Annotated in this window: 12 protein-coding genes, 1 tRNA gene and 3 pseudogenes; 3 read left to right on the plus strand and 13 right to left on the minus strand. The window is 42.1% G+C overall.

The features are described from left to right. Positions 1-14: 14 nt before the first annotated feature. Positions 15-272, plus strand: a complete 258-nt coding sequence (locus MAE_RS14630; RefSeq protein ID WP_041804785.1) for a hypothetical protein — start codon at positions 15-17, stop codon at positions 270-272. After that, positions 265-1,041, plus strand: a complete 777-nt coding sequence (locus MAE_RS14635) for a class I SAM-dependent methyltransferase (RefSeq protein ID WP_041804137.1) — start codon at positions 265-267, stop codon at positions 1,039-1,041. Before MAE_RS14630 ends, MAE_RS14635 begins: the two co-directional genes overlap by 8 nt. Here MAE_RS14635 and uvrA read toward each other — a convergent pair. The 6 genes from uvrA to MAE_RS14665 form a co-directional block, all read right to left on the minus strand. Next, positions 1,031-3,910 (minus strand): excinuclease ABC subunit UvrA, encoded by a 2,880-nt coding sequence (gene uvrA, locus MAE_RS14640; RefSeq protein ID WP_012266295.1) that lies wholly within the window; start codon positions 3,908-3,910, stop codon positions 1,031-1,033. The two genes, MAE_RS14635 and uvrA, sit on opposite strands and share 11 nt — an antisense overlap. 201 nt (positions 3,911-4,111) lie before the next feature. Then, a complete protein-coding gene (cysE, locus tag MAE_RS14645; RefSeq protein ID WP_002798161.1) occupies positions 4,112-4,885 on the minus strand; it encodes a serine O-acetyltransferase in 774 nt (257 codons plus the stop codon). Between the two features lie 59 nt (positions 4,886-4,944). After that, on the minus strand, positions 4,945-5,547 hold the full coding sequence (gene tsaB, locus MAE_RS14650) for a tRNA (adenosine(37)-N6)-threonylcarbamoyltransferase complex dimerization subunit type 1 TsaB (RefSeq protein ID WP_012266297.1): 603 nt from the start codon (positions 5,545-5,547) through the stop codon (positions 4,945-4,947). A 29-nt stretch (positions 5,548-5,576) separates the two neighbouring features. Beyond that, positions 5,577-5,648: transfer RNA gene (locus MAE_RS14655), tRNA-Lys, on the minus strand. Positions 5,649-5,711: 63 nt separating this feature from the next. Further along, entirely contained in the window at positions 5,712-6,584 is an 873-nt protein-coding gene (locus MAE_RS14660) for an aldose 1-epimerase (RefSeq protein WP_012266298.1), read from the minus strand. Between the two features lie 244 nt (positions 6,585-6,828). Continuing rightward, positions 6,829-7,515 (minus strand): diacylglycerol/polyprenol kinase family protein, encoded by a 687-nt coding sequence (locus MAE_RS14665; protein ID WP_012266299.1) that lies wholly within the window; start codon positions 7,513-7,515, stop codon positions 6,829-6,831. A gap of 55 nt (positions 7,516-7,570) precedes the next feature. Here MAE_RS14665 and yidD point away from each other — a divergent pair, with 55 nt between their 5' ends. Next, positions 7,571-7,801, plus strand: coding sequence for a membrane protein insertion efficiency factor YidD (gene yidD / locus MAE_RS14670; protein WP_004162269.1), 231 nt, complete (start codon positions 7,571-7,573; stop codon positions 7,799-7,801). Positions 7,802-7,817: 16 nt separating this feature from the next. Here the strand turns inward: yidD and MAE_RS14675 are convergent, their stop codons facing one another. The 7 genes and pseudogenes from MAE_RS14675 to MAE_RS14710 form a co-directional block, all read right to left on the minus strand. After that, positions 7,818-8,576, minus strand: a complete 759-nt coding sequence (locus MAE_RS14675) for an LmeA family phospholipid-binding protein (RefSeq protein WP_002757745.1) — start codon at positions 8,574-8,576, stop codon at positions 7,818-7,820. Between the two features lie 545 nt (positions 8,577-9,121). Continuing rightward, positions 9,122-9,682, minus strand: coding sequence for a tyrosine-type recombinase/integrase (locus MAE_RS14680; RefSeq protein WP_012266301.1), 561 nt, complete (start codon positions 9,680-9,682; stop codon positions 9,122-9,124). A gap of 715 nt (positions 9,683-10,397) precedes the next feature. Next, positions 10,398-11,882: an IS1380-like element ISMae9 family transposase gene (locus MAE_RS14690; RefSeq protein WP_012264152.1), complete on the minus strand. Its 1,485-nt coding sequence runs from the start codon at positions 11,880-11,882 to the stop codon at positions 10,398-10,400. Positions 11,883-12,150: 268 nt separating this feature from the next. Further along, positions 12,151-13,065: pseudogene (locus tag MAE_RS29800) on the minus strand (ISKra4 family transposase); the annotation flags it as partial. Between the two features lie 562 nt (positions 13,066-13,627). Beyond that, positions 13,628-13,829: pseudogene (locus MAE_RS35095) on the minus strand (zinc ribbon domain-containing protein); the annotation flags it as partial. A gap of 367 nt (positions 13,830-14,196) precedes the next feature. Further along, positions 14,197-15,146, minus strand: a protein-coding gene (locus MAE_RS29815; RefSeq protein WP_076611860.1) for an IS630-like element ISMae26 family transposase whose coding sequence is annotated in 2 segments (ribosomal slippage) — positions 14,197-14,804 and positions 14,804-15,146 — 951 coding nt in all. Because the reading frame shifts where the segments join, the coding sequence is not laid out codon by codon here. A gap of 136 nt (positions 15,147-15,282) precedes the next feature. Then, positions 15,283-15,531 (minus strand): annotated as a pseudogene (locus MAE_RS14710) (IS200/IS605 family accessory protein TnpB-related protein); the annotation flags it as partial. Positions 15,532-15,554 lie beyond the last annotated feature (23 nt).

Genomic DNA, 15,554 nt, shown 5'->3' on the forward strand with positions numbered 1-15,554 from the left:
CCTTAGCCGAAACCATGAAAACAATTAGTTTTAAAACCCGTGTAGGAGAAGATGGAACATTACAAATATCTTTACCGCATGAACTTAAAAACACAGATTTAGAAGTCACCTTAGTTGATCAGCCAATATCTCTAAAAGAAAAAGAAGAAAAAACTACATTTAGCCAATGGCAAGAAGGCTTTTTTGAAGAAGTAATTGGCGGTTGGGAAGGTGAATTATTAGTAAGAGAAAAACAGCCAGATTATGAGGAAAGAGCGCTCAAGAATGATTAAGGACAAAAATCAGCAAACCTATAGAGACCCTAGTATTGTCGGTTATTATGCCCAATTAACCGCACTACAGCCAGCAGAAAAGACAATTTTAACCCTGCTGCAAGAGCATTTATCAACGATGAAAATGCTTGATTTAGGGGTAGGTGCGGGACGGACTACGAAGTATTTTGCCCCTCTTGTGGGAGAATATATCGGTGTTGATTATTCTACGGAAATGATCGCCGCTTGTCGTCAAAAATTCCCCCATTTAGTCTGGCAAGTGGCCGATGCTAGAAATCTAGAACAATTTGCGGATAATTATTTTGATTTTATTCTCTTTAGTTTTAATGGCATTGATTATATTTCCCCTGCTGACCGTTTCCTAGTTTTAGAGGAAATTAGCCGCATCGGTAAAGCGGGTGGTTATTTTTGCTTTTCTAGTCATAATCTTCAGGGAATTATCCCAGAATTCGATTGGAAAAAAAAGATTAGTTTCAATCCTTTTAGTAGCTATGTCAATTTAGTCATCTGGGCGATTTTGCGTGCCTGTAATCCCTCTCTTAGCTACGAACAGTTATTGACTGCTGACTATGCAATTATTCGGGATGAACCCCATAATTTTCGTCTCCGAAATTATTACGCCACTCCCAAAGAACAATTAAGACAGTTAAGGTCTTACTTTCAAGATATTAAAATTTATTCTTGGAAAACCGGTCAGGAAATTAACAGCGAACAAGAGTTAAATACTAATCTTGATCATTGGCTTTATTATCTCTGTGTTATTCCCTAATATTATCCTGCTTTTTTGGGGGATATTGAAGTAATGCTTGGGCAAGATAATGACCGGTGTAGGATTGTTCACATTTAGCCACGGTTTCCGGTGTTCCCACCGCGATTAATTCTCCTCCCTTGTCCCCTCCTTCCGGTCCCAAATCAATAATCCAATCGCTACAGCGAATCACGTCGAGATTATGTTCGATGACGATAATCGAATTACCTTTATCGACCAATCTTTGTAACACATCTAAGAGATGATGCACATCATAAAAAGATAATCCCGTAGTCGGTTCATCGATCAAATATAGGGTTTTTCCCGTGGCCCGTCGGGATAATTCGGCCGCTAATTTCACCCTTTGCGCTTCCCCACCGGATAAAGTGGGCGCGCTTTGACCGAGTTTACAGTATCCTAAACCCACATCCACGAGAGTTTGTAATCTGGTGGTGGCCCGGGGGACATTTTCAAAGACCTTTAATGCTTCCTCGATCGTCATATCTAAGACATCGGCGATCGAATACCCTTTATACTTAACCTGTAGGGTTTCCCGATTGTAACGCGCCCCTTTACACACATCACACTGCACATAGACATCGGGGAGAAAATTCATCTCGATGACGTTTACTCCTTGGCCTAGGCAAGCTTCACAGCGTCCTCCTTTAACATTAAAAGAAAACTGCCCCGCTTTGTAACCTCTAGCTTTTGCTTCGATGGTTTCGGTGAAAATCTCGCGAATAATGTCAAAAACCCCCGTATAGGTGGCAGGATTTGACCGAGGAGTGCGTCCTATCGGTGATTGGTCGATGACAATTACTTTATCAACCGCGTCCAATCCTTCCACTTTCTCTAATTCTTTGGGGAAGGGAGTTAAACGGGTTAAATGATGTTGTAAAGCTGGATATAATAACTCATTAATTAAGGTGGATTTGCCTGAACCAGATACCCCCGTAATCGAGACTAATTTTCCTAAAGGAATCGTTACATCAATATTTCTTAGGTTATTTTGATGGCAATTTTTTAAAACTAAAGCATTACCATTCCCTTCCCTTCTTTGGGGAGGAGTTTCAATAACTTTGCGTCCCGATAAATATGCCCCTGTTATCGATTTTTTGGACTTTAAAAGGGTTTTAAAACTGCCTTGACAGATGATTTCTCCGCCATGAATCCCCGCTTTTGGACCGATATCGACCACATAATCGGCTGCCCGAATCGTTTCTTCATCGTGTTCGACGACAATTAAAGTATTACCTAAATCTCGCAATCTTTGCAGGGTTTCTAACAGTTTACTATTATCTCTTTGGTGTAATCCGATGCTAGGTTCATCGAGAACGTATAATACTCCTGTTAATCCCGAACCGATTTGAGTGGCTAATCGAATTCGTTGGGATTCTCCCCCGGATAAAGTCATCGCCGGTCGATCGAGGGTAAGATAATCTAATCCCACATCGATTAAAAATTGTAGTCTCGCTTTGATTTCTTTGAGGGCTAATTCCCCAATTAATGCTTGTCTTGGGGTTAAATGACAATCATTAATTCTCTGCAAACAATCCCGAATGGTAACTCCGGTAAAATCCGTGATTGTATATTGTCCTAAACGTACCGATAAAGCTTCCGGTTTTAATCTTTTTCCGTGACAAACTTCGCAGGTTTGGTTAACAATATATTTCTCTAGTCTTTGTTTAATAACTTCCGAGGTGGTTTCTTGATAATTCCTATCTAAGATATTGATAACTCCCGCAAATTCTCGATAGTAACCGCGACCAGTATCATAACGGTAATCATCTTCAAAATAGATCGGTTCTTTACTCCCATAGAGAATGATATCTTGCTGGGTTTTTGTTAGTTTCTGCCAAGGGGTTTGAATTTCAAAACCTAAAGCTTGCCCTAAACCGTAGAGGAGAGAAAGATAGTAGGAGTTATCCTTATCTGACCAGGGGGCAATAGCAGAATAAACCGGTTGTTTCGGGTCTGGAATGACTAAATCTGCCGAAAATTTCCGTAAACTGCCCAATCCGTGACAGTTGGGACAAGCACCATAGGGAGAATTAAAAGAGAATAAACGGGGGGATAATTCCTCCATAACTGCCCCGTGTTCGGGACAGGCAAATTTCTCGGAAAAGACAATTTCTTTGGTAACTTCGGGATTATCTTCGTTATTCTCATCGAGAATTTCCACAATCGCTACACCATCGGAATGCTTTAAACAAGTGGTTAAAGAATCTACTAATCTTTCCTGTAAACCCTCTTTTTTGATCAGGCGATCAATAACAATTTCAAGATCATGAAGATGTTTTTTATCTAACTCGATGCCCTCGGATAATTCTACTACCTTGCCGTCAATCCGCACCCGGGCAAAGCCTTGGGAGGCCAAACTAGAGATTAATTGCTTATGAGTGCCTTTTTTGCCGCGAATTACTGGGGCTAAGATTTGAAAACGGGTTTTCTCGGCCAATTCCATCACTCGATCGCACATTTGATCGATGGTTTGGGGGGCAATATTGCGATCGCAATGGGGACAATGGGGTTCACCGGCACGACCGAACAATAAACGCAAGTAATCGTAAATTTCCGTTACAGTTCCCACACTAGAGCGGGGATTGTGGGAAGTGGATTTTTGGTCGATGGAAATAGCCGGACTTAAACCCTCGATCGCATCCACATCGGGTTTATCTAATTGTCCCAAAAATTGGCGCGCGTAGGCGCTGAGGGACTCCACATAGCGGCGCTGTCCCTCCGCAAAAATAGTGTCGAAAGCGAGGGAAGATTTGCCCGATCCCGAAACTCCCGTAAAAACAATCAACTGATTGCGGGGTAATTCGAGATCAACATTTTTGAGATTGTGTTGTCGGGCGCCACGGATACGGATCGAGTCAGTTTGAGCCATCGGACGGTGCCAAGTAGTCCTTAACAATCATAGCTTTGACGAATGGGTTTCAGCTACTAAGTAGGTAGGTGTTAAAAATTGTCAGATACCCCCTTATTAAGGGGGGATTAAGGGGGGATCGAAGGCAAAATCTATCTTCTATTTAATTAAAACCACTTACTTAGAAAACCAGTCTTCTATCATATCAGAAGATTATCGGAGTTAAACCGCCCGTTCGAGAAACTCGCGCATATCTCGTTCGGCCGCAGGGCAACAGCCATGACTCGCTTCTTCTTCTAAATGGGCTAAAACTGGGCAATTAATCCGATAATCTGGTTCTTTTGACCGTTCTAGCCGCAATTCGTACACTTGTTTTTCCAGTTGTTCGATGCGGTCCACCAAAGCGCGAATAGCCACCGCTTCCGAGTCGGGTAAATCACCGTGTTCGAGGGGTTCCACCCGCGTCCCAGCGCGATAGATTAAACGACCGGGTACACCAACAACGGTACAATCGGCGGGAATATCGCGCAGGACCACAGAACCAGCACCGACGCGAACGTTATTACCCAGATAAATATTACCTAAAACCTTGGCCCCAGCGCCGACGACCACATTTTCCCCTAGAGTCGGGTGACGTTTACCGCTTTCTTTCCCCGTCCCTCCTAAAGTAACTCCCTGATAGATGAGGGCATAATCACCGACAATGGCCGTTTCTCCGATGACAACTCCCATGCCATGGTCGATAAAAACACCCTGACCAATTTGGGCGCCGGGGTGAATTTCGATACCAGTCAGAAAACGGGCAAGATGGGAAATTAAACGGGGAATAAAGGGAATCCCGATCTGATATAGCCAATGGGCGAAGCGATGGCACAGTAAAGCCTGTAATCCAGGATAACAAAACAGTACCTCTAACCAGTTGCGGGCAGCGGGGTCACGTTCAAAAATGATTTTGAAATCGGCTAGGAGAGTAGATAACACGAGTCTTGATTCCATATTGATCGAGCTTATACTAAACCATGTTATCACTCCGGTAAATGAGCCGTTCAACTTAATCACATCCCGTAAAATGGGAGCGCCTCCGACCAATGGGGGCGTTTTCCCGTTTGCCAGTCCAAATAGGCTAAATCGAGGATATCAGTGGCATTTATGCCTAAAAAACTGGGTGTGGCTAATCTTTGATAGGAAATAGTTAAGTTTTCTAAAGTCTGCTGCCATTGTTCCGGAGTCATCAGGCTATCAGCTAAATAAACCCGATTACCCCGATAGATGCCCACATACAATTGTCCCCTAGTTGCGGGCATTTCTAGGGCTAGATAGGTATCGAGGGGGTAAAAATCCCGTTGTAACCAAGCAAAGGCCGCTAAACTGGAGACGGTAAAAATCGGTAGCTGTAATTGTTGTGCTAGGGTTCTACCGGTGACTATACCGATGCGGGTACTGGTAAAGCTACCCGGCCCCTTAGCGGTGGCTAGAAAGGCTAAATCTGCCCATTTTTGCGGGGCTAGGAACTGTTTTAGATAGGGGTGGAATAGGTTCGATAAATCCCTGTCTAAGTCCCAAGTTTGTTGACGGCTATCATCCCTGAAATTAGAGAGGGCCAGTCCTAGTTGGGGACTGCTGGTATGTAAGGCTAATCCGTAAACAGGGGAAGACAAGTCAATCTTTCTGTATTAGTAAGTTTTTATGGGTCGCCTGGGATTCGAACCCAAGACCAATCGGTTAAAAGCCGAGTGCTCTACCGCTGAGCTAGCGACCCGTTTCGTGTTCTGCACACGATTTATTAACATAACATCTTATCTGGGCTAAGTCAAGGGGTAATTTAAATTTGATTGACTCGCATTTCCACGATCGCCTCGCGGCTACTCTGGGGTTCTAGGTAGGTCAAATGTTCGCCTGTGTTGAGGGCGTTGCGGGGGGCGCTCCAGGGTTCGAGACAGATATAATTTTTATCTTTCAGGGTCCAAAAAACTATAGTTGTATAGAGATCGTCGTAACCGAGGATAATTTGACGCTGATGATAGGAATCACTAAAACTACTTTGATGGCGCGTAATTTGCGGAAAAGCGGCATCAATTTCTTCGAGATTAAAGTCAAAGTTGCCGGAGTAGGAATGGAGGGTCTTCGTTCGTTGGTCGAGGTATTGGGAGGAGGGAATATCAAAGGATAATCGGGTTTTATCGGTGACTTGAAAATAGGGATGGAACCCGATAGAAAAGGGCATTCTTTCGGGAGAAAGATTAATCACTTTTTGGTGAATTTTGAGGCTGTTTCCTTGCAGTTGATAGGTAAAGATTAATTGAAAATCAAAGGGATAGACTTGACGAGTGGCCGGATTACTGTTTAATTCTAGGGTTAAACTAGCGGCGGTTTCGGTGCTTTGTTTGCTCACTTGCCAGGGTAAATCACGAGCAAATCCGTGTTGTTTGAGGGTGTAGTTTCGGCCTTGGTGTTGATAGCTATTATCGGGTAAGTTGCCACAGATAGGGAATAAAATCGGGACTCCTCCGCGCACGCTGAGGTTAGGATCTTTAAATCTTTCTCTGTCCAGATATAAAATATCTTCTCCGCAAATTTGCCAACGGGTGATGATTCCTCCTCTAGCGGGAACCACTTCCAGATAAGCGTCAGCTTCTTCATCCTTGAGACAATAGGTAAGATATTGATTTTGGTTTTGAGTGATCGTAAAAGTCATATCAGTTATCAGTTATCAGTTATCAGTTATCAGTTATCAGTTATCAGTTATCAGTTATCAGTTATCGGTACAGCTGACTAAAAAGCTGATTGCTAACATAGAACGTAGGTTGGGTTGAAGCATGAAACCCAACACCCGCTCATGTTACGCTACCACTAACCCATCCTAACAAATAATTGTGCCTCCCTACTTAGCTTAACCAATGAGGTTTTAGATTCGGCCCTTGTGAATAAGCTGGGATAGCCTAGCTTGAGATGAAAATTTGAGTAAGAAAATAGGCAATGGCGGCACTACCAACGGGTACAGTGAGATTATCTATACCCAGTTTCGAGAAAGTTTCTAGAATAGTGGCTCCGATCGCTGTCAATAAAGATACTAAAATAATTGGCGGATTAATGCCATTAATAAAAGATAAAATAATCAAGCTGACTAAAAAGCTGATTACTAACATAGTCAGGGAACCTTCCAGACTTTTGCCACTGCCGAAAATTTTGTAGGGATGTTGACCAAAATTTTGTCCCACTAGGGCTGCTAATCCGTCTCCCAAAGCCATAATTAAAATACCCATTGCCGCATATTCGGGGTGAGAAATTGGCCAAAAATAAGCCACGAGAACACCGATACTAACAGCATAAAAAAAAGTTCCCCAACTGCGGCGACCGACACTATTAAGACTGGGTAAAATGGGGAAAAAATAGGATAGGATAGCGATAGTTGCCGCTAGGATCGCCGCGATTATTCCCACCCAAGCGGGGATATTTAACCACCAGGCAAAAAGGATGACGTTTCCTGTGCCAATGTGGACAACTTTGCGGGTAATTTCGCCATCGGTACTGAAAAGACTTTTTAATTTTTCAGCGATCAGAATCAGAACAGCTAGGTAACAGGCGACTAAACCGATCGAAAATAGGAGAGAGTGGGATAGTTCCACGTGGCAAAAGCGAAAATTGACTATCTATTTAGTTTAGGCGATCGAGGTGACATTGATGAAAGGAATTTTTATTGGCTTAATTGAGGGATATCGACGGTTTATTTCGCCGCTATTTCCCCCTTCCTGTCGTTTTCAACCCACCTGTTCCCAGTATGCCATGGAAGCGATCGATCGCTTTGGTGTGCTGCGGGGTTCTTGGTTGGCAATTAAGCGCATTCTCCGTTGTCATCCCTTTCACCCCGGAGGTTACGATCCCGTGCCTCCCTGTCACCACAAGCACGATTAAAAGCCAAAAACCCTGTCTATTTTCTTTGGGGAAAACGCTCGATATCGGCGATACCATAAAAGATAATCTGTTTATCTTTTAAACGTAGTCGATCGACCCTTAATTGAGTACCATCGAGAGCAAATTTATCTAAATCCATGAGGTTGTTAACGTGGCTGATTAAAGCCTCTCCTAAAGCTTTCGATCTTTCGTCCCCTTGATAAACCACCTCAACAAATTGAATTTTTCGCCGTTCTTCCACAACCACAGCAGTGGTCATTTCTAGAAGAATTGGTTCTTCTTCTCCCAATTTGATGAGACTTTTCAGAGTTAAAGTTTTATCGTCATTGAGAATTAATTCCGTATTCTGACAGTGAATTGATTTACCTTCGTACTCTAATCTTTGCAGTTTTTCGACAATAAAAGGTGTATTAAAAGAGGTGGTTAAGTCTTCTTCCGTTAAAACTACCCGCAAAGTGGCCCGCGTCGGTTGACGGAGTTTCACCTGTCCGGTAAAAATGGCACTAAAATCGATCGCCACCGCTTGCACATACAATTCCATGGCTTCGATGCGTAGGCCATTGTACATGAGCATCGACTGACCGATAAAGTCAAAACCGTCGATACTGCCTTGCAGTAATTTGGCCACGGGTTCGGCGCGGACAGTCGCTTTCAGCTTGCCTGTCCGTTTGAATAATGCAGCGATCGCAGCACTCACCGCCTTACTGATGAGTTGATCGCCGCTCTGATTGGGAAAAGGTAAGCTACCAAACACGCCTGCTGTCATATCTCTCATAAGTGGGACTACAACGATCTTAACATTATTTAAAGTTTCTTTACATCTCGTTTTATTAATGAGAATGATAAGCAATCTGTATCCCACATTCCGCACCCTCAACTGTCACATTGAAAATTTTATCTAAATCGTCAAAACGATTGCCGGCTCTGAATTACAGGCTAATTTGTTTGCCCAGCAGACGCACAATTAGCCCTAAAAATCTGATAGCTCTGATACCAAATTATTGAGATCAACTCTCATTAAGCTGGCGATCGCTGACTAGAGTGTGACACTTCATAATTCTTAGTAATCGCTAAAAGTCTTACTATACAAGGGCTAGAGCAACTTTTGATTTCAACGACTAGGGTGCGGAATGTGGGAAACAAGAGAAACGTGCGGGGAATTTTCATAAGATATTAGAGAAAACGGGTTAACTGTACCTGATAGAGTTCTTTTTTTGTGACCGCGACTGGTAATGCTCTAGACCTGTGGACTGCATTTCTGCAAGGTAGTCGTCTACTCATTATGACTTGTCTTATCCACAGACTCAGAATACTACCCCTTTATTGCCCCAGCACGTTAACAGCATCCCCGATCTGTTCATCGCTGACCTCTAGGTATCTTTGCAGGACTTCCAGACTACTGTGACCACTTATTTTTTGGATCACCCGGAGCGGCACACCCCGGTTGCTCATCATGGTCAAAGCCGACCTACGGAAGCTGTGGGTCGAAACTCCTTTGAGTCCCGCCCGTTCGCAAGCGTTTCTTAGGATCAGGTCGGCACTTGATCGATGCAGGTGTCCTTTTTCCCTCGCGTTGTGGAAGGAAGGAAAAAGGTAACTATCGGGTTGAAATTCTTGCAGGTAAAGGTCGAGGATTTTCCGCAGGGCAGGATTGACGGGGATAGAACGGGTTCCCTTCTTGCCTTTGGTGGTGGACTTCCTGAAGGTGATCGCCGTCCCCACATCGTTGACGGTCAACTGCAGCGCCTCCGATATCCTGCAGCTGGTATGGAAACAGATGCCAAACAGACATCTATCCCGATCGTTATCGAACCCAGCGAACAGACGATCTAGTTCGGCTTGAGAGAGGATTTTGGCTTGTCCGTTACCGTTAACTTTCACGATACTTCTGTTCTACTCGACAATACTGCACTTTTGTGGAAGCCTTGGAAGCTTTTCGGACAGCGATGTCTTTCCGTTTCTTTGAGTGGCTGACCGAGAATCGGGATGTGTTTGCCGCTTACAAAGCCAGTTTAGGCTTTGTTTGGGCTTGAAATTTGTTTAAGTCCCAGTAGGCCTGCATGAAAATTTCGGTGAGCCTGTCTAGCACTGTGTAGAATCGGGAAAACTTGTTGGGCAAACTGCCGATTAGCTTTCAAGTGAGAGGTTTCTAAGGCTTTTAACCCACATTCCGCACCCTCAACTGTCACATAATACCAAATTTCTAAATCCATGACAGACATCCACGCTCGAATGCTTGCCAAGCCGGTGTTCGTTGTGACGCGAATAAAGAAAAATGGTGTAAGCTGTCCCCCTCCAGAGACTTGAGTAAAAATACCTAGCTGGTGAAGGTTTTCTCGGTGGCCGCTAGGGGGGTCTTGACCCGCATTTCTCACAAACTGAATTAAGAACCTAATTTGGAGGTTAAAAGTTGGTGTTTTTCAAAAATAAGAGAAACCCGCTTAGTTATCAAGGAATAATCTGACTAAACTAATCAAAAAATTCCTGAATTACTGGAAAAATTCCGTCAATTAGGGAAAATGTTCACGACAAAGTTAGCTGAATTTATAAGCAGCCATTTTTAAGACTATTTAATGATCTTTGAAAACTCTTCAACTTATCCAGTTCCCGCTATCGCTTGAATTCTAGAGTAAGCTATCGCTAAAATATCTTGATAGGGACAAGAACTGGCAATTGCGATTAAAATTCTTCTGACACTAACAGTAATTCTAGCTCCTAATTTAAGGAAATTAAGGCGAATTGTTCCCACTGTCGCTTTGGCAAAAGAAGTTTTAGCCAAACAATTTTGACGAAAAGCTTGCATTAAAACATAAGCCATTGATGACAACCAAAGTCTTAATTGATTACTCTCAAATGTCTGTGTCGAATTCCGGTCAGCAAATAAGTCTAATTGTTGCTCTTTAATTCGATTTGACCTCTCACCTCTGGGGCAATATTTTTCAGTGTAAAGTTTAGATGGGGGAATCTTTGATGCAGGTAAAGAAGTCACAACGTGGCGAATTTTTACGCCCTCACTACCAGGACAAACTTTTGTCACCACTCTTCTTGAACGGCTCCAGGATTTTTGGGTTTGATAACATAGGGAACGATACCAAGTCGATTCTGGTACCAATTTCGCCAATTCTCCTAACTCTTCATCGGGAGAAAATAACGTCTCCATTAATTCAGTAACTGGCTGAAGTCTTTGCTCGTAATCTGCCTTAGCTTTCTCAATTACATCGGTCGCTCGTAATTTTAATTGACTATTCGTTGCCATTGCTAAAACATAATCAACTCCTGCTTGACTTTCGCAAAATTTCATGATATCTTCACGGGAATAGGCACTATCTCCTCGTACTAATATCTGCGTATCTGACCATTTTTCTCGAATTATACCGATTATTCGCTGCAATTCTTCTAATGCTCCCCCAGCAGTATCTACATGAGAAGACCGGAGTTTAGCTACTAATAAATGATGCTCACAGAAAATATACAAAGGAGCATAACACACTCCTTTATAATAAGTATTGAAAAACGCTCCCTCTTGATTTCCATGCACTTGGTCATCGGTGACATCCATGTCTAAAATAATTGGTTTCGGTGGCTTTTTGTAGGATTCTAGAAAGATGTCCACAAAAGCTTTTTCAATTTCTTTGGGGTTAGGCTCGATTTTATGGTAACGACTGTTCTCTTGATTGATGACTGTTTCCGGACAATATTCTAGTCGATTAATTGTACTTTTTCCCGCTAAATTTGCTTGGGCTGAGTCAATAAAATTTAGTTTTTTCAATGCTATTGCTAAAGCTGGAGCATGACGTAATTTATCATGATCATTGACATCCTCATATCCCAAAACTATCCCATAAACTCTTTGTGCGAGTAGTTCATGAACTGAATAATCTAGATAGGATGAATTTCGATAATCTCGAAAACATTCGGCAAACCGAGCCGTTATTTTTAGCTTTTGGTCTAACTCTGCCATCAAAATAATTCCTGCATCTGAGGTGATTTTTCCTCCCTCAAAATTAGCGATTACTTGTCTTCCATTGAGGTTTCCAAAATTTAATTGATTGAGTCGAGACTGGTCTGAACTAGGAGTCATAAACTTGACATACTTTAAATAGTTTTAATGATTAAATTATAGCAAGCTTTTGACTTCATTCTCTACTTAAAATTGAGACTTTATCAACTAATTAACCTAAAAATACGCATTTTAAATTTGTTCTTTTTTCAAGGTCTAATTGATGATGAGCTTAAGTTGAATCCTAACAACACACTGTCGTTTTTGCTACAAGGCGATCACCCAGTCAAAACCCAGATTTTGTAAGGCTTCGGGGGTTGGTGATCGTACTTTTTGTGAGAAATGCGGGTTCTTGTTGATAGTAATTATAATTAACAATTCGATGACGATGAATCTCTAAATAACGACAGAAATTTTCAGCTCGTTCGTTTTTTAAAGGAGAGATTAATGCTATTGTTTCCTCAATTTTGCCCTGCCATAATAAACTTGCTGCTTTTTTCAATCTCTTCACTGAACCGCCGACTTTATGAAGATTTTCTACCAAATGAAACCAGTCAAGTATTTCTCTTTTTTCTCCTGGACAATCCCAGTTTTTCACAATTTTCCCAATACCGGGATGTCCGTCTCCCAAACAGGTAAGGGGGTCAGATAAAGGTTGTTGATTAACCCAATATATTAACGATTCATTCTCTCCAAACCAAGCTTTTCTTAGGAAAGTATCAACACAGATTGCTTGATAATCTTTCCAGATACAAGCCTCTCCCTTAGTTTCGGTTCTTAAGCGCACTTTTCCTCCATCTAGACTAATTTCTTGAACGGGGTTTCCTGATTCTTCTTCGGCAAATTGGTGGCGATGGACTAATCGTTGTTGAGTCCTAGCCGAGACCTTCATCCCTGTATAAAATTGAAGATCTCTGGCGGCATTTTCATAAGAAACATTGGCACTAGCTCTTAAACAACAGCGTTCTAAGTAAGGACTAATTTGGTTATTACGAGGAATATTTAAACGGATTGCTTGTTTTTCTGTCAGGCATAATTCTCCGATGATGCTTTTTATTTTTCTCGGTCTCCCGGCTTGAGTTCCTGTCGTTTTTGTGACCAAAAAAAATCCTAGTTTCGGAGTTATATATTTTCAGGTCTGTTCTCTTATTGTCGTCTCTATTCCCTCTAAAGTTTGGATTTTTTCAGCCTCAGCTTCCTGATGAAGAATCTTGGCTATCGCTTGAATATGTTGGTTAAGTTCTTGTTGTTGCTCTGGAGTCATTTTTGTCTTTTCCCCACTCTTTTCTCTATCCCATACCCAATTGATGCTTTTGTCAAGTAGTTTATTTGTTCTTCAGCTTTGACTTGCTCCCAGCGCTTTGCGTTCGCCCACAGTTACCGTGAACTGGTTTCTTCCCCATAAATTCAGTACTTGAACCGTTAGTCAATCGACACTTCGAGACGATACAGGAACGCTTAGGACCCACATTCCGCACCCTAGTCGTTGAAATCAAAAGTTGCTCTAGCCCTTGTATAGTAAGACTTTTAGCGATTACTAAGAATTATGAAGTGTCACACTCTAGTCAGCGATCGCCAGCTTAATGAGAGTTGATCTCAATAATTTGGTATCAGAGCTATCAGATTTTTAGGGCTAATTGTGCATCTGCTGGGCAAACAAATTAGCCTGTAATTCAGAGCCGGCAATCGTTTTGACGATTTAGATAAAATTTTCAATGTGACACTTTAGGGTGCGGAATGTGGGTTAGGAAGTCTTGGCCACTCGTTGCCTTGTTCTTCAAACCTTGACATCCTCACCACCGTAAACGGACGGTGATTCCCAAACCTCACGATTTAGGTTTCTGCTTGGGGTCCCGAAGGATTTTTCGCACCTGCCTTAACAGATTTACTCTGTTCTGGTCATCAGGTCGCTCTACAGACTGACACCGCAAGCCCTGCGGCCAAAATATTTTTACTAGCGTTAATATCTCGGTCATGGTGAGTCCCACAGTCTGGACAGTCCCATTCTCGAATATTTAACTGGACTTCCCCCATACAGAAATACTAAAAAATCAACAAAACCCTTACTGCATGGAGCTTCTCAGAAAAAATTGACAAGCCACTACTGGGTACATTTTTCGCTTGAAAATGGCTGTACCGTTGACTGTATCTGGAGTAGAGCGATTCCGTAGAGTTGGCTGTATAGTGATCGCTAACCTCATTGTAACAGATGGTGTCATTAATCTCTAGAGTCAGCGATTCCCTCTGTAGCCATGTTTTTGCTGGTTTTCTGCCCCGAAACAAGCTATAATGGTCGAAAGGTCAAATTTGAAAATTTTTGCCTCAAACCCTATCAGCGTAAGGACTTCAGGAGTTTGTGTCCAGTAGTCCATTAGTATTATAGCAATTCTCTGACTTATGAGGTACAGTAGCAACAGTGAGTAAACCAATTGCGAATATCTTTTTGAGTAACTTCTAACATAGCCAATTCAATCCCTTCTATTAAGTCTTTGTAAGTTCTCGCCTTCAGTTTTCTTAACGTCGCTTTCACTTTTGACCAAAAGTTTTCAATAGGAGAGAATTCGGGAGAATAAGGAGGTAAATAGATGAGTCTAGCTTTTTCTTGTTCGATTATTTCTCTGACCATTTCTCCGAGATGAATCTTGGCGTTATCCATGATCAGACAGTCTCCTTCTTTAATTTTTGGCAGCACTTCCTTTAGAATAAATCCTTCAAATGTTACCGCATCCACTGCACCGTATATGTTGACTGATGCGACAACTTTTTCTAAGCTTATAGCACTAATTATTGAAATATTTCTCCCTCTTTTTTGTGGTTTTCTTCCCCGAGCTCTTCGGCCAATTAAGGCTCTAGCATAGAGTCTCAAAAGGGCTAAATTTACCCCCGATTCATCGATGAAAATTAGTTTTGATGCCTCAATTTCCCGAACTTCTGACCAGTATTCCACTCTTTTTTGCTGTACCCTGTCACTTTCTTTTTCCGCCGCGTGTAGTGTTTTTTTTTGAAACTGTAATTGAGTTTTTGCGTAAGCCGCCCCAGGGTGGCTCTACTGACTTTCACCTGTGTCTTTTCATACAGTAAGTCCGATAATTCTTCGAGAGTTGCATCATTGTTAGCTTCGATGATTTCTATTAAAATTATCAGTTGTTCACTATTTAACTTGGTTGGCGGACTTCCCCCTTGCGGACGAGGACGGATATCTCCTGTTTCTTTATGTTGCTTCAATAACTTCTGAATAAAGCTTTTAGCCACGTCAAATCTCTGGGCTAGTCCTCGAATGGAAATTTTTTCTTTCTTCCAGACATCGATAATTTTTTGGCGAAAATCTACGGAATAGGGTCTCATAGGAAGCTGGTAAGTTCTATTATTTGTCTATTTACTTTCTATTGTACCTCATAGCTCCAAGAATTGCTATATATGGCTTTAACTCAGGCTCTATAAGACTTTTAGCCATAGCTAGTATGTTTATACGGGGGAAGTCCAGATTTAACGGCATTTTCTCAGCAATATACCCGCAATTACTACACCTTTTAGAACTGGGAAACCATCTATCTATTTCGATGTAATTTCTCCCATACCAACGGCATTTATAGGCTAATTGTCGGGTGATTTCTCCCCAGCTTACATCAGATATTGCCTGAGATAATTTCGGGTTTTTGACCATATTCTTGACGGCTAAATTCTCAACCACAATCGTTTGGTTTTCACGAACTAATTGAGTGGTTAGCTTGTCCCGCATTTCTCACAAAAAGT

Source organism: Microcystis aeruginosa NIES-843, assembly GCF_000010625.1.
Lineage (GTDB): Bacteria > Cyanobacteriota > Cyanobacteriia > Cyanobacteriales > Microcystaceae > Microcystis > Microcystis aeruginosa.

What these genes read in the sequence shown, in the direction of transcription:
- MAE_RS14630 (WP_041804785.1), top strand. Translation starts at nt 15, where the DNA reads ATGAAAACAATTAGTTTTAAAACCCGTGTAGGAGAAGATGGAACATTA.
- MAE_RS14635 (WP_041804137.1), top strand. Translation starts at nt 265, where the DNA reads ATGATTAAGGACAAAAATCAGCAAACCTATAGAGACCCTAGTATTGTC.
- uvrA (WP_012266295.1), bottom strand. Translation starts at nt 3,910, where the DNA reads ATGGCTCAAACTGACTCGATCCGTATCCGTGGCGCCCGACAACACAAT.
- cysE (WP_002798161.1), bottom strand. Translation starts at nt 4,885, where the DNA reads ATGGAATCAAGACTCGTGTTATCTACTCTCCTAGCCGATTTCAAAATC.
- MAE_RS14660 (WP_012266298.1), bottom strand. Translation starts at nt 6,584, where the DNA reads ATGACTTTTACGATCACTCAAAACCAAAATCAATATCTTACCTATTGT.
- yidD (WP_004162269.1), top strand. Translation starts at nt 7,571, where the DNA reads ATGAAAGGAATTTTTATTGGCTTAATTGAGGGATATCGACGGTTTATT.
- MAE_RS14675 (WP_002757745.1), bottom strand. Translation starts at nt 8,576, where the DNA reads ATGAGAGATATGACAGCAGGCGTGTTTGGTAGCTTACCTTTTCCCAAT.
- MAE_RS14690 (WP_012264152.1), bottom strand. Translation starts at nt 11,882, where the DNA reads ATGACTCCTAGTTCAGACCAGTCTCGACTCAATCAATTAAATTTTGGA.